This is a genomic window from Myroides odoratimimus (assembly GCF_030326305.1).
Classification (GTDB): Bacteria; Bacteroidota; Bacteroidia; order Flavobacteriales; family Flavobacteriaceae; genus Flavobacterium; species Flavobacterium odoratimimum_A.
In genome coordinates this window covers 1-14,290 of the sequence record NZ_JACAKB010000034.1, presented here as the reverse complement: position 1 = coordinate 14,290, position 14,290 = coordinate 1, and the positions used below count along the sequence as shown (strand labels likewise).

The 14,290-nt window shown below is 33.3% G+C and carries 15 protein-coding genes; 14 read left to right on the top strand and 1 reads right to left on the bottom strand.

Annotated elements, in window-relative coordinates:
* Nucleotide 1: 1 nt before the first annotated feature.
* From HX049_RS16240 to traN, 14 genes are all read left to right on the top strand, one after another.
* The gene (locus HX049_RS16240; RefSeq protein WP_286417177.1) at nt 2-1,996 is read left to right on the top strand and encodes a sensor histidine kinase; all 1,995 of its coding nucleotides are present in this window, start codon (nt 2-4) and stop codon (nt 1,994-1,996) included.
* Between the two features lie 90 nt (nt 1,997-2,086).
* Nucleotides 2,087-2,716 carry a response regulator gene (locus HX049_RS16235; RefSeq protein WP_286417176.1) on the top strand — a complete coding sequence of 210 codons (630 nt, stop codon included), beginning with the start codon at nt 2,087-2,089 and terminating at the stop codon, nt 2,714-2,716.
* Nucleotides 2,717-2,966: 250 nt separating this feature from the next.
* Nucleotides 2,967-3,788, top strand: coding sequence for a M12 family metallopeptidase (locus HX049_RS16230; protein WP_286417174.1), 822 nt, complete (start codon nt 2,967-2,969; stop codon nt 3,786-3,788).
* 73 nt (nt 3,789-3,861) lie between these two features.
* Nucleotides 3,862-4,767, top strand: a complete 906-nt coding sequence (locus HX049_RS16225; RefSeq protein WP_286417172.1) for an omptin family outer membrane protease — start codon at nt 3,862-3,864, stop codon at nt 4,765-4,767.
* 113 nt (nt 4,768-4,880) lie between these two features.
* A complete protein-coding gene (locus tag HX049_RS18490; protein ID WP_353653725.1) occupies nt 4,881-4,970 on the top strand; it encodes a DUF4372 domain-containing protein in 90 nt (29 codons plus the stop codon).
* A 529-nt stretch (nt 4,971-5,499) separates the two neighbouring features.
* Nucleotides 5,500-5,808: a DUF4134 domain-containing protein gene (locus HX049_RS16220; RefSeq protein ID WP_286417170.1), complete on the top strand. Its 309-nt coding sequence runs from the start codon at nt 5,500-5,502 to the stop codon at nt 5,806-5,808.
* Nucleotides 5,809-5,818: 10 nt separating this feature from the next.
* Nucleotides 5,819-6,163: a DUF4133 domain-containing protein gene (locus HX049_RS16215; RefSeq protein WP_286417168.1), complete on the top strand. Its 345-nt coding sequence runs from the start codon at nt 5,819-5,821 to the stop codon at nt 6,161-6,163.
* On the top strand, nt 6,147-8,642 hold the full coding sequence (locus HX049_RS16210) for a TraG family conjugative transposon ATPase (RefSeq protein WP_286417166.1): 2,496 nt from the start codon (nt 6,147-6,149) through the stop codon (nt 8,640-8,642). The genes HX049_RS16215 and HX049_RS16210 overlap by 17 nt, the downstream gene beginning before the upstream one ends.
* Before the next feature lie 64 nt (nt 8,643-8,706).
* Complete coding sequence (locus HX049_RS16205) at nt 8,707-9,339, top strand: DUF4141 domain-containing protein (RefSeq protein WP_286417164.1); 633 nt, start codon at nt 8,707-8,709, stop codon at nt 9,337-9,339.
* 2 nt (nt 9,340-9,341) lie between these two features.
* Nucleotides 9,342-10,334, top strand: coding sequence for a conjugative transposon protein TraJ (traJ, locus tag HX049_RS16200; RefSeq protein WP_286417162.1), 993 nt, complete (start codon nt 9,342-9,344; stop codon nt 10,332-10,334).
* A 16-nt stretch (nt 10,335-10,350) separates the two neighbouring features.
* Complete coding sequence (traK, locus tag HX049_RS16195) at nt 10,351-10,974, top strand: conjugative transposon protein TraK (RefSeq protein ID WP_286417160.1); 624 nt, start codon at nt 10,351-10,353, stop codon at nt 10,972-10,974.
* Nucleotides 10,975-10,986: 12 nt separating this feature from the next.
* The gene (locus tag HX049_RS16190) at nt 10,987-11,277 is read left to right on the top strand and encodes a hypothetical protein (RefSeq protein ID WP_286417149.1); all 291 of its coding nucleotides are present in this window, start codon (nt 10,987-10,989) and stop codon (nt 11,275-11,277) included.
* Nucleotides 11,252-12,538, top strand: a complete 1,287-nt coding sequence (gene traM, locus HX049_RS16185) for a conjugative transposon protein TraM (protein ID WP_286417147.1) — start codon at nt 11,252-11,254, stop codon at nt 12,536-12,538. Before HX049_RS16190 ends, traM begins: the two co-directional genes overlap by 26 nt.
* A gap of 29 nt (nt 12,539-12,567) precedes the next feature.
* Nucleotides 12,568-13,440, top strand: coding sequence for a conjugative transposon protein TraN (gene traN, locus HX049_RS16180; protein ID WP_286417145.1), 873 nt, complete (start codon nt 12,568-12,570; stop codon nt 13,438-13,440).
* Between the two features lie 686 nt (nt 13,441-14,126).
* Here the strand turns inward: traN and HX049_RS16175 are convergent.
* Nucleotides 14,127-14,290: helix-turn-helix domain-containing protein (locus tag HX049_RS16175; RefSeq protein WP_286417206.1), on the bottom strand; the 164-nt coding region annotated here is incomplete at its 5' end.

Below are 14,290 nucleotides of genomic sequence, written 5' to 3'. Positions count from 1 at the left end.
TATGCGTTTTAGTTTATTATTGTTTTTATTTTGTTTTCTATCTTGTAATGGGTTAGTAGAGAAAAAAGCGAAAGAGACAAACTATTTTGAAGGTTATTCTAAGGCTATTGATAAAGAAGTTTATCTAGATAGTATTGCTAGTTTGATAATAAAAAGACCTAATGACTCTTTAACTAGAGAGGCACTTTTGAGATTAGCTAACCGCTATGAGTGGATAAAGCGGGATAAAAAGGTTAAAAAGAATCTAGAAAAACTCTACACTTACTCAAAACAACAGGGAGATACAGCGCATATCGCCAAGACCTATTGGTATTTAGGAGATTATTACGATAGAAGACAGATTTTAGATAGTGCTTATTTTTACTATCTTAAAGCTGAGAAACTTTATGCCTTACAAAAGGATAGTATTAATTGGGCTAAAATGCTATCTTATAAAGCTGGTGTTTTACACGATACAGGGGTCTATACAGAGAGTGAGACTACGATAGCCCAAGTTCTACAAGTGTTATCCAAACAAAAAAATACTAGACTTATCTATGAGGCCAACTTCCAAATGGCTTCGGTACTGAAAGAGCTGAAAGAGTACAGGGGGGCTTTAGAGTATTATGTAAAAATACCAGAATTGCTAAACAGGTTAGAAGAAGAAGGATATGATAGATATAATTTACAACGCTCCTGGCTATCGTATTATAATAATATAGGAGGGTATTATCAAGAAGTAGGTAATTTAGAAGAAGCCAAAAATTACTTTCAGACTGCCCTTACAAATCAGTATGTAGATAGTTTTCCCAGATTAAAGGCAATGGTCTTAAATAACTATGGTTATAATCAGATGCTTCTTTGTGATGATCCTTTAGTGATACAACCTACGCTTGAATCTGCTTTAGATATTCGCAGGCAGATTAACCATAAACAAGGTATTGTCGCTAGTAAAATACGAATAGCAGAATTAAATCTTTTAAAGAAAGATACCATAGGGGCTTTAGTTCTAATGAAGGAAGCTTATACTATGGCTGCAGAGGATAAGAATCTTTATGAGTTAATTGAGAGTCTAAAATTTTTATCCGAATACGATGTTCAGGACAAAGAGGCTTATACCACTCTTTATCTCAGAACCCAAGATAGCATAAGAACTCTAGAGCGTCAAACCAGAAATAAATTTGCCCGTATCGAATATGAAACAGGAGAAATAGAAAAGAGAAATGATCTTCTAAAGCAAAGAAATGCATATTTAGGAGGAGTTATTTTACTTGTTGTCATACTGTCTATTGTATTTTTTATTGTGCTTAGTTTGCAAATGAAAAATAAAAAACTTTTGTATCAGCAAAAAGATCAACAAGCTATACACCAGATTCAAACTTTGCTTTTACAGCAACAAAGCATAACCTATAAGGCAAAAAACAAACAAAGAAAACAAATAGCCAAAGACCTACATGACTCTATTATTAATAGGGTATTTACTGTGCGTATTAACCTCGGGCAACTGTCAACTGATCAAACTAAAGAAAAAGAAAAGTTAATAGATCAATTAACGCAAATTGAAGCACAAACCAGAGCTTTATCTCATGATATGCACAAGACCTTATTTAACCAAGAACAAGATTTTAGTTTAGTACTTGAGAATTTAATATTAAGCCAGAAAAATACATTCGAAACTGTTTTTGAGTGTTCTATTGATAAACTTATTAATTGGGATGTGTATACATTGTACCAAAAAGCACAGTTATACCTTATTGTACAAGTATTGCTTCAAAATGTAAATAAACACGCTCAAGCTACTAAGTGTTTAGTGATTATTCTTTTAAGTGAGCACCATATTATTGTTAAAATCCACGATAATGGTATTGGTATCGATACTAAGAAAATAGATAAAGGATTGGGTTTTAAAAATATAAAACATCGATTAGAAGCTCTACAAGGAAAAATGATAATATCTACTATTGGTCAGATGACAACGATTAGTATAGAAATTCCCTACTTTCAAAAGAATATGTAAAGATAGTTTTGTTGTGTTTTTTATAAATATAATATTGTGTAATTCCTTTTTATTCCTAAATTGCTTTGTGATTTTTATAAAAACGCCTATATGACCATATTGCTAGCCGACGATCATTTTATGACTTTAGAGGGGTATATTTCTATTTTAAATAATGAATCTTATACGTACATTAAAACCCAAAACTGTGAAGAACTCTATAGTCAGATACTTTGTTTAGACCAGCTTGATGTAGCTATTATAGATTACGATATGCCTATATATAAGGAGCAAAATATATCCTCAGGTTTAGATTGTACAACATTGATTAAAGAGCGCTTTCCTTATTGTAATATTATTTTAATTACAGCTCATGAGGAAGCCTTTATTCTTTATAGTATTTACCGCAATAAAACGATAGATGCACTGATTGTAAAATCTGATTTTTCTGCCAAGACTTTACAAGATTTGATTTATAATGATAAGAGATCAGAACCTTTCTATAGCCCTATTGCCAAGGAATCTATAAAAAAGGTAATTGCTAAAAATACACTTCTAGACCCTAAGAACAGAGAGATTTTAATGTATTTATCTCATGGATATAAAATTACGCAGTTAGAGAGTTTTGTATTTTTAAGTACAAGTGCTATACAAAAGCGAATAAGTAAAATGCTACATGAGTTTAATGTAACAGATTATCAGGAATTAATTCAAATAATAAAATACAACCAATTGCTCTAGTATTTTAAAAATATATTGATTTACAGTATATTACTTGTTTTTTAAGAGTAAAAAGTGTTTTTAGTTTGATTTTATAGGTGTTGTTTTGTTTATGACTAATATTTATGCTTTAATTTTGCTTAAATGCTTGTTTTTTTAACACTTGTTGTAGGTTGACTACCTATATAGTTAATTGTCTTGTTATCAGTTTTTTATATTGACCAGGTGTTGTTAAATTTATGTTATTATAAACCAAAATAATATTGATAATATGAAATTACACCACAAGATCCTATTAGGGTCATTCATCTCAGTAGCACTGGTATCATGTAATACTAATGATAATGATACACCAGCAAATGATAATAGTAAGGGGTTAAAAGAATTAAGAGCAGTGCCTAAAGCAGATATTGTTTCAGGATTTGAAGCAGCGAAAGTCTGTAAAGATATTTATCCTAAAGGAACAGATCCAAGAGGAGCTGTTGTTAGAAGCACAAAGTGGCCTAATGGAAGTGTTATTACTGTAGGGCTATATGGAGGGACTCCTTATGTTCGCAGTAAGGTTAAACAATACGCTCAAGAATGGTCTAACTATGCCAATATCACTTTTAACTTTGTAGAAAGCGGCACTCCTCAGATTAGAGTTACTTTTACTCAAGGAGCTGGATCATATTCTTATTTAGGAACACAAGCCCTTAGTATTCCTTCTAATGAAGAAACAATGAACTTTGGGTGGTTTGATGATTCAACTAGTGATACAGAGTTCAGCAGAACAGTTATCCATGAGTTCGGTCATGCGCTAGGAATGATACACGAGCACCAACATCCTTTAACGAATATTCCATGGGATAAAAATAAAGTGTATGCTTATTACGCTGGTTATCCTAACTATTGGAGTAAAAAAGATGTGGATAACAATCTTTTTGCAACTTATTCAACTACGCAAACTCAGTATAGCGCTTATGATACACAGTCAATTATGCATTACAGCATAAGCAGCGCTCTTACAACAAATGGATTTAGTGTAGGAAATAACTCTGTTTTATCAGCAACAGATAAACAGTTTATTGCAACAGTTTATCCAAGAAACTAAATTATATACATTAGGTTAGTTTTAATAACAGTCTACCTTGCCTTGGTGTGAGGTAGACTTTATCTATATGGCTATGCGTAAAAATTATTTTCTATTGTGTCTTATTCTTTTGTCAACCTATTTGTCTGGTCAAGTCAAAAGCCCTCCTTCTTATATTATTCCTTATCTGCACTGGAATCAAGAAAAACTAAATTGGAATATAGCAGGCAATGAGTTTGGACAGTATCCTAATGTACTCTCAGAACTAGAGTGGGAGAAGTTACATGGGCCAGAGATTGGGGTAGAATCAGCTCTAACGGTATGGTCTAAGTTTCAAGTAAAGTTAGACTTAAGTTATAAAACCACCTTAAGTGGAAGAGTTACCGATACGGATTACGCAGGCGACAATAGGCTGATAACAACCTCAGAGTTTAATCTTAAAAGTGATAAGGGGCATCATATCAAAACAAGATTAGAATTGTCTTATCTTGCTTGGTCTAATGATTTCTGGTCTATAAACCCTCATATAGGCTATTGGGCAAGTTATCAGAAGTTGTATATGTTAGATGGAGATACTCCACTTATACCCCAAAAGAAACTTAACAGTAAATACAGTCCTCAATTACAAGGTATAACATTAGGTGTACAGACGTACTTTAGACATCATAAATGGGAAACTTCTTTAGACCTTACAGGAATATATCTACCTTATTACACAGCCAAAGCAACTTGGAACCTTAGAGAGGAACTAAGACAACCACTTAGTTTTAAACATAAATCTAAAGGAGTAGGATATAATAGCACACTGCGAATCGGATATCAACTCGCAAGACATATCCAACCTTTTGTATCTGCTAGTTATACACACATAAAAATAAAGAAAGGAACAGACGAACTTTTTAAAGCCAATGGAACAACTCATACCGCCCAGTTAAATGAAGTTCATTCAAGCGGTTTAAGCCTAGGGATAGGAGTAAAGATATTTTTAGGTTCTTTATAAATAGCGTCCTAAACGTTTAAAAAAAACACAAAAAAACACTCTCTTGATGTTAAATATAACAGTGTTCCTTCAAATAATAGCAAAACTTGATTGCTTAAAATTCAAAAAAAAATATAAAGGAAAAACAAACAGATAAACACAACAAAAGATTTAATAGTTGGACTCACCTTATATCTATGTTATTTTGTCATTTTATTTATTAGTAGTCCAAGATTTGGATTTTGAATATGTAAAACTAAATCAATTTGAGTTCTCCAACGCTCCAATAGTAGCAAAGTATGGTTTATTATTGCATCTAGTAGAATGCAATAATTTTAAATATTATTAATGATGAAGTATGTCTGCCATTTGTTGAATTCGCTAGGTTAAATTTGGACTAGTCAAGTCTTTATCAAATATTTTAATATACTTATTCTAAGAACATGACAAAAAACTAAAGCAGTTGATATTTAAAGGGTATTAAATATACTATATAAGAGTTTATGTCTTCAAACAAATGTAGACTTTTAGTGCGTAAATACGAGATAGTGTATTAGTTATAAATTTATTACACAAGAGGATTATATCCTCTTTTTTTATTTTTATCAATCTACAATAAAACTTTTAAAAGGCTATTTAAAGTCAATTAAAGACTGAGAATACCAAGTTTTATTAATAGATAGTTTTCCAAAGACATTTGGATCTAGATATTAAGCAAGGTGCTTAATAGATAATCTAAAAATGTCAAATTTTATGAAAACAAAAACATTTCAAAAATTAGTAGTGTTAGGTCTAACACTATTTTTATCAAGTAATCTTTTTGCCCAAGGAAACGGAGTAGCAGGAATCACTGAGGCTACCCAGATGGTCACCTCTTATTTTGATCCAGCCACAAAGCTTATCTATGCTATTGGAGCAGTAGTTGGTCTTATTGGAGGAGTAAGAGTGTATAACAAATTCTCAAGTGGTGATCCCGATACAAGTAAAACAGCTGCAAGCTGGTTTGGAGCTTGTATTTTCTTAATTGTATCGGCTACCATATTGCGCTCATTTTTTCTTTAAAACTGTGCTTATGAAAAAGTATAGTATCAATAAGGGCATTGGAGCAAGCGTAGAGTTTAAAGGACTCAAGGCTCAATACCTGTTTTATTTTGCAGGCGCACTATTAGGGAATCTCTTTCTTGTTATGGTTTTGTATATGGCAGGGGTAAACAATCTTATTTGTTTAATTCTTGGACTTTGTACCTCTGGCTATCTTGTTTACAAAGTATTTTCACTGAATAAGAAATACGGTCAGTACGGTCTTATGAAGCTTCAAGCCAGAAAAAACTTTCCAAGGTATATTATCTCAAGAAAAGATTTTAGAGGGTATTTAAGTAGTAACTTAAAACTAAGAAGTTATGAGAAATACAGCTAAGACAAACACCCTTGAGCGGATGTTTCCGATTCTAGCGGTTGAAAACAATTGTATTGTTTCCAAACAAGCAGATATAACGGTTTGCTACAAGGTCATCTTACCTGAGATATTTACCATCTCAGATAAAGAATATGAAACGATTCACAGTGTGTGGCATAAGGCGATAAAGACCCTCCCTGAGTTTACTGTGATTCACAAGCAAGATTGGTTTGTAAAAGAAAGGTATCAGGCGGATTTTAAAGACGAGCAGCAAAGTTATTTAAACAGAAGCTTTGAAAGGCATTTTAATGAGCGTCCCTACCTAAATCACAGCTGTTATTTGTTTATTACCAAAACTACCAAAGAGCGAATCAAAAGTCAGAGCAATTTTTCATCCCTTACAAGAGCAGAGCTTATTCCTAAAGAAATAAGAGATAAAGAAGTGGTTTTAAGTTTTTTAGAGGCTACTGTTCAACTTGAGAAGATAGTAAATGATAGTGGACTAGTTCACTTAATTAAACTAACAGAACAGGATATCATTGGCTCAAAGGATAAAAGTGGACTCTTAGAGCAGTACTTAACCTTAAGTCCTAGTAAAAGAGGAAGCCTTCAGGATATTGCCATTAGCGCAGAAGAGGTTAGAGTAGGAGATAATAGGGTTTCGATGCACACCCTATCAAGTACAGATGACTTGCCTACTGAGGTATCGTATTTATCTTATTATGAAAAACTGTCAACCGATAAAAGCAACATGGCTTTGTCGTTTGCCTCGCCCGTTGGACTTTTGCTTAATTGTAATCACATCTATAATCAGTACTTGTTTTTAGAGGATAGCGACTCTAATTTAAAGCAGTTTGAAAAGTCAGCTAAGAATATGCACTCTCTTGCTAGATATAGTCGTGCTAATCAAATAAACAAGCAGTGGATAGAAGAATACTTAAATGAAGCTCATAGCAAAGGATTAACATCCATTAAAGCACACTTTAATGTAATGGCATGGTCTGATAGTCATAGTGAGCTTAAACAGCTTAAAAATGACTGTGGGAGCGCAATCGCTTCTATGGAATGTGTACCAAGACACAACACAGTGGACGCTGCGACACTTTACTGGGCCGGTATGCCAGGTAATAGCGGGGATTTTCCAAGTGAAGAAAGTTTTTATACGTTCATAGAACCTGCTTTATGCTTATTTACTGGGGAGACTAATTATCAAAACTCACTATCTCCCTTTGGAATAAAGATGGCGGATCGACTTACTGGTAAACCGATTCATCTAGATATCTCGGATCTACCTATGAAAAAGGGAATTATCACCAACCGCAATAAGTTTATCTTGGGGCCTTCGGGAAGTGGTAAGAGTTTTTTTACCAATCATATGGTAAGGCAATATTATGAGCAAAACGCCCATGTCTTACTTGTGGATACAGGAAACTCTTATCAAGGGTTATGCGAGCTTATTAAAGTAAAGACAAAAGGGAAAGATGGGCTGTATTTTACATACACTGAAGAAAACCCAATTGCTTTTAATCCTTTTTATACCGAGGATGGGGTGTTTGATATTGAAAAAAGAGAGAGTATTAAAACTCTTATCCTCACTCTTTGGAAGCGGGATGACCAGCCACCCTCAAGATCGGAAGAAGTAGCGCTTTCAAACGCCGTTAGTGGCTATATTGGGTGTCTTCAAAATAGCGATATAAAACCTAGCTTCAACACATTTTATGAGTATATCAAAACGGGTTATAAAAAAGAGTTAGAACAAAAACAGGTTAGAGAAAAAGACTTTGACCTCTATAACTTTTTAAATGTACTAGAGCCTTACTACAAAGGTGGGGAGTATGACTATTTGTTAAATTCAGAAAGTGAGCTTGATTTACTTAATAAACGCTTTATCGTCTTTGAGATAGATTTAATCAAAGATCACAAAATCCTTTTCCCCATAGTAACTATTATCATCATGGAAGTATTTATAAACAAGATGCGACGTCTTAAAGGTCAGCGCAAGCTAATACTAATTGAAGAGGCTTGGAAGGCTATAGCCAAAGATGGGATGGCAGATTATTTACGCTACCTTTTTAAAACCGTTAGAAAGTTCTTTGGTGAGGCAATAGTAGTAACACAAGAGGTAGATGATATTATCCAATCCCCGATTGTCAAGGAGAGTATTATCAATAATTCTGACTGTAAGATTTTACTTGATCAGCGCAAGTACATCAACAAGTTTGATGATATACAAGCTATGCTTGGACTTACTGACAAAGAAAAAGCTCAGATTTTATCAATAAACTTAAACAATAATCCAAATCGCCTTTACAAAGAAGTATGGATTGGCCTTGGCGGTATGCAATCAGGAGTATATGCAACAGAGGTGAGCTACTCAGAATACCTGGCTTATACAACAGAGGAAACTGAAAAACTTAAGGTAATGAACCTATCTAAAGAGCTTGATGGTAATCTAGAGATGGCTATAAAACGTCTTGTACAAGAAAAACAACAAAAATAGACAATACTCTACCCCAACTTCTTTAAGGACAAAAGAGTAAACAATCAATTAAAAACATATTACAATGAAAAAATTATTGCAGGTAGTTGTGGTAGCGATGCTACTGGTTCTGCCAATAAAGAATTATGCCCAGTGGACAGTATATGACCCTGGAAATTTAGCCCAAGGTATTATAAATAGTGCTAATGAAATAAGACAAACTTCTGCTACAGTGAGTAATGTTATTAAAAACTTCAAGGAAGTAGAAAAGGTCTATAACCAGAGCAAGGAATATTACGATAAACTTCAATCGGTTAATAACCTAGTTAAAGACGCAAGGAAAGTTCAGCAGACAGTGCTTTTAGTAGGGGACGTTTCAGAGCTTTATGTCAAAAACTTTGGCAAGATGCTTAATGATCCAAACTTCTCGCCTGAGGAGCTTGTAGCTATTGCCAATGGGTATTCCGTGCTTCTTCAAGAAAGCACAGAGCTTATCAAAGAGCTTAAGCAGATTATAAGCGCCTCGAGTCTTTCTTTAAATGATAAAGAACGCATGGATGTTATAGATAGAGTTTACAAAGAAGTAAAAGACTATCACAGCCTTGTTAGTTATTATACTAGAAAGAATATTGGCATTAGTATTTTAAGGGCTAAAAAGAAAAACAATAGCCAAAGAGTGTTTGATTTATACGGCACTTCTAATCAAAAATACTGGTAGTTATGGGTGAGAGTAATCTTCATGAGGTTTTACAAAACCTCTACTATGATATGATGCCACTGACAAGTCAGATGGTATCTGTGGCTAAGAGTTTAGCAGGTCTTGGAGCGCTTTTTTTCATTGGCATTAAAGTATGGCAAGCCCTGGCAAGAGCAGAACCTATTGATGTGTATCCGATGCTAAGGCCATTTGCTTTGGGGATTTGTATTATGTTTTTTCCCACACTTGTTCTAGGAACTTTAAACACGGTCTTAAGTCCAGTTGTAAAGGGAACGCATCAGATATTAGAAACCCAGGTTATAGATCTAATTTCTTTACAAAAACAGAAAGATATTTTAGAAAAAGAAGCGATGCTAAGAAATCCTGAGGCTGCTTATTTAATTTCTGATGAGGCCTTTGATAAAAAACTTAACGAGCTTGGCTGGTCTCCCTCGGATCTAGCCACTATGACAGGAATGTATTTAGAGAAATGGCAATATGACTTTCAAAAGAATCTAAGAGATGCTTTTAGAGAAATACTAGAGATGATTTTTCAGGCTTCTGCTCTAATTATTGACACGATTCGAACCTTCTTTTTAATTGTGCTTTCTATACTAGGGCCTATTGCATTTGCAATCTCTATTTGGAGTGGTTTTGAATCTACGCTTTTACAGTGGCTCACGCGGTATATCAGTGTGTATCTCTGGCTTCCTGTAGCGGATTTATTTAGCGCAATGTTAGCTAGAATACAGTCTTTAATTCTTGAAAGAGATATGCTGTTGCTTTCAGATCCAAGTTTTATCCCTGATACCTCAAACACGATATATGTGATTTTTATGATCATTGGCATTGTGGGATACTTTACAATTCCTACAGTGACAAGTTGGATTATTCAAGCCAGTGGAGGCTCGGGCTTTCTTCGTAATGTAAATCAATCTGCGCTTAAAACAGGTAATATTAGCTCGGCGGCAGTTGGGGCTACCTCGGGAAATATAACAGGTAGACTAATTAAATAATTTAAACACTTTAAATATGGAATTTAAATCACTTCGAAATATAGAAAATAGTTTTGTGCAGATTCGGCTCTACGCTATTGTATTTGCAGTTATTTGCCTTATAATAGTAGGATTTGCTATTTACAAAAGCTATGATTTTGCTAAAGAGCAACGAGAGAAAATCTATGTGCTTGATAAAGGTAAATCACTTATGCTAGCTCTGTCTCAAGACGCAAGTATAAATAGGCCAGTAGAGGCAAGAGAGCACGTAAGGCGCTTTCACGAGCTGTTCTTTACTCTCTCACCTGAAAAATCAGCCATTGAGGGTAATATGCAAAGAGCGTTTAATCTATCTGATAAAACCGCCTTTGACTATTATAAAGACTTACTTGAAAAAGGATATTACAGCAGAGTCATTTCAGGAAATATTCAGCAACGAATTGAGGTGGATAGTATTAAAATAGATTTTAACACCTATCCCTATAAGACGCTAACCTATGCAACGCAGTATATCATACGATCTAGTAACCTAACTAAAAGAAATCTTGTTACAAGTAGTCAGCTTATCTCAGCTGTACGGTCTGATAATAACCCGCAAGGATTTATTATCGAAAAGTTTACAGTTGTAGAGAACAAAGACTTAGAAGTTGTTAAACGTTAAAAAAACAAGATTATGAAGAAGCTACAACTTTTAAGACATAGTTATTTAAGTAAAATACAAGCTTACTGGAATAACCTCTCTATAAAAAGACAACGAGTTTTATTACTTACCGCTTTTACTCTTTACGCATTAGTTTGTCTTTTTATTGTAAAGACAAGTTTTAGCTCTAAAATAAAGCAGGCAATAAGTAGGGAGGATCAGAGTAATATAAAACCAGTTAAGTATTTGCTTAAAAGGCAAAAGATAGAATCACACTCAATTATTAAACTAAAATATTATGAATCAAGATCATTTGTCAAATAAAACCCACCAGATAGAGAAAGTACCCAAAGAAAATAAGGCAATTCAAAATCTTATAGAAAAACACAAAAAGCACATAGTCTTTGCTTTAATGGGCATTGTCTTTTTAGGGGTAATGTACCTTTTGTTTAAACCCGAAGCAAAGGAGTTAATCTCTCACAATGATTCTGTTCCTGAGGCGATAACCAAGGGGATGCCAACAGATAAAGTAAAAGCTTATGAGAAAGAGCTATGGGAACAGAAAAAGCAAGAAAATGAAAATCAGATGCACTCCTTAGCAGACTATTGGAATGATTCGCAAGAGGAGTCTAATAATACTTACAATCACAAGGATTATAATGCAGAACCTACTTACACGCCCTATGAGCGGTCTTACGAGAACTACAAACAAAGCCAAGATGTACTTGGTAGTTTTTACAGTAGTACTGAAAATTCTGAAACCGAAAATTTTAAAAAGCAAATAGAAGAGTTAGAGAAGCAATTACAAGAAAAAGACACTCCAACACCTATTACTATGGATAATCAATTAGAACTTATGGAAAAGTCTTTTCAGATGGCAGCAAAGTATTTGCCAGGAGGTCAAAATCAAACTGAATTACCGTCTTCAAATAAGACTACAAACGCTAAAACAATTTCAAGTAAAAAACAGGCCATAACAGTGCTTGATAAAACAAGTAAAGAGATTGTATCTTCACTGGTAAAACCAACAAGTTTACTGGATTTTTTACCTATTAATCCTAAATCAAATCAAGCCTTTTATACAGCAGAAGGAGAACGTAAAACCCAGAACCATAAAAACAGTATAAGGGTAAGTATTAAAGAAAATCAGGTCATTATAAACGAAGGTTACATCAAACTAAGACTCTTAGAAAGCATCGTAATAAATGGGGCTCTGTTACCTGAATCAAGTACACTGATTGCTAAGGTAAAGATTAGTAACGCTCGATTAGAGCTTAGTGTAAACTCTATTAAGATTGAGGATAGTATCATTGATACAGAGCTTATCGGTTATGATAATTATGGGCAAAGAGGCTTAGAGGTATTAGACCTTCAAGAAATAAGCGCCTCAAAAGAAATCATTGCCAATATGGGACAAACAGCAGGAACGAGTATATCTATGAGTAGATCTGCTTCCGACCAAATTGCTTCAGATCTAACTAAAGGACTTATTCAAGGAGTATCTGGTTACTTTTCAAAGAAAGTAAAAGCTCAGAGAGTAACCCTAAAACAAGGACAAGAGCTGTTTCTTGTACCGAAAGAATAACATTTAATAACCAAGTAAAACAAATCATTATGAAAACAATCATTAAATATATGTTACTATGCTTATTAGCAGTAAACACAGTAACTTCCCAAAATTATACCAAGTCTATCAATTTATCAAATGCTGAGGTAACTCCATATGAGGTAGAACTAACCCAAAACAAAACTACTCATATCTTGTTTCCAAGCAGCATTGAATACGTAGATTTAGGAAGTAGTGAAATTATAGCTAGTAAAGTAGAGGTTACTTCTAATGTACTTCGTTTAAAAACGATTACAGAAGATATTTCACCTACAAACTTTACTGTAATTACAAACGATGGTAAATACTATAGTTTTTGTGCTACTTACAATGAAGAGCCAACACAACTGAGCTATGACTTAACCAAGTTTGAAAATCAAAACAGTAAACAGCAAAGCGAAGTTCTATTTAAAGACTTAGGGGACACCAGTCCAACTCTAGCAGATCTTTTTATGAAAGCAATCATCAAAAGGAACAAGAAAGAGCTAAATATTAAAAGCAAAAGCTACGGGGTAGAAGCAAGGCTGAAAAGTATCTACACTCAAGATGGTAAGCTCTACTTTCATCTTTCTATTAACAATAAAAGCAATCTACCCTATGAAGTTGACTATATTAGTTTTAGAATCAAAGACAGAAGGACCTCTAAACGAACCACTATTCAAGAAATGAGTTTAAAGCCCATTAGAAGCTATAGTGATGCTCAAACTATCAATATTCAAAGTAAACAAGACAATGTATTTATGTTAGATCAGTTTACTTTATCAGATAAACAAATGCTTTTAATTGAAATTAATGAGAAGAATGGAGTGAGAAATCAAAAAATAAGAGTGCTAAAACATAATGTATTAAGCAGTAAACAGATTGAATTGTTAAGAATATAGTTTTATACATAGTTTAATGTAATATTTTTTTAAAACATTGATTTGTAAATGTTTAATGCTTAACCAAACCAAAATATATTATGAGAAAATTTATTCTAGTTTTTAGTTTACTAATTACTTGTAGTTCAATTACTGCTAGTAGTTCCTTTATTGATTATAAAAATAAATAAGAAGTTAGTACAAGTCAAAGAACCTTTAAATATACAATAAAGGTTTGGAAAGGTTCAGAGTTGGTTTATGAACAAACCGGTTGCGTGTCATTAATATCTATAGAGCAAGAGAAACAAAGGTTAAAACAAGTTTATAACACTAACTCAGTATTTGCAGATATTACCTATAGTGAGTATGATTGTATGCTACAATAAAAGTTTCTAATATTTTATTAGATCTTAAGAGAATTTAAAGTGGGGTTATCTTATAAAGACTAGTCCCACTTTGTTTTTTTTAAACTTTGTATGGATGATTCTTATTCCTGATCTTCAACTGATTATTTTAGTTTACCTTAAGAATATAATATAAGTTTTTTCTAAGTACACGACAAAAAACTAAAGCAATTGATATTTAGAGGATTGTACTTATTTTTATCTTAATGATAGCGAACTAATTTGAAAGGCTTTTTATTAGTTAGATTGTATTTATATAAGGATTTATAAGTAGTAAAGCCTCCGTTTAGGGAGGCTTTATTTTTAATATGCTTGAATTAAAACTTCTGAAGGAATATGCAATTTTTTGGTTAAGGTTCGGATCATCTCTAAAGATAATTTTCGCTTTCGATTTAAAATTTCACTTGCTCTACTTTTTAATCCGATCATTTCTGCTAAATCATTTTGTGTGTAGCCCATTTGCTCCA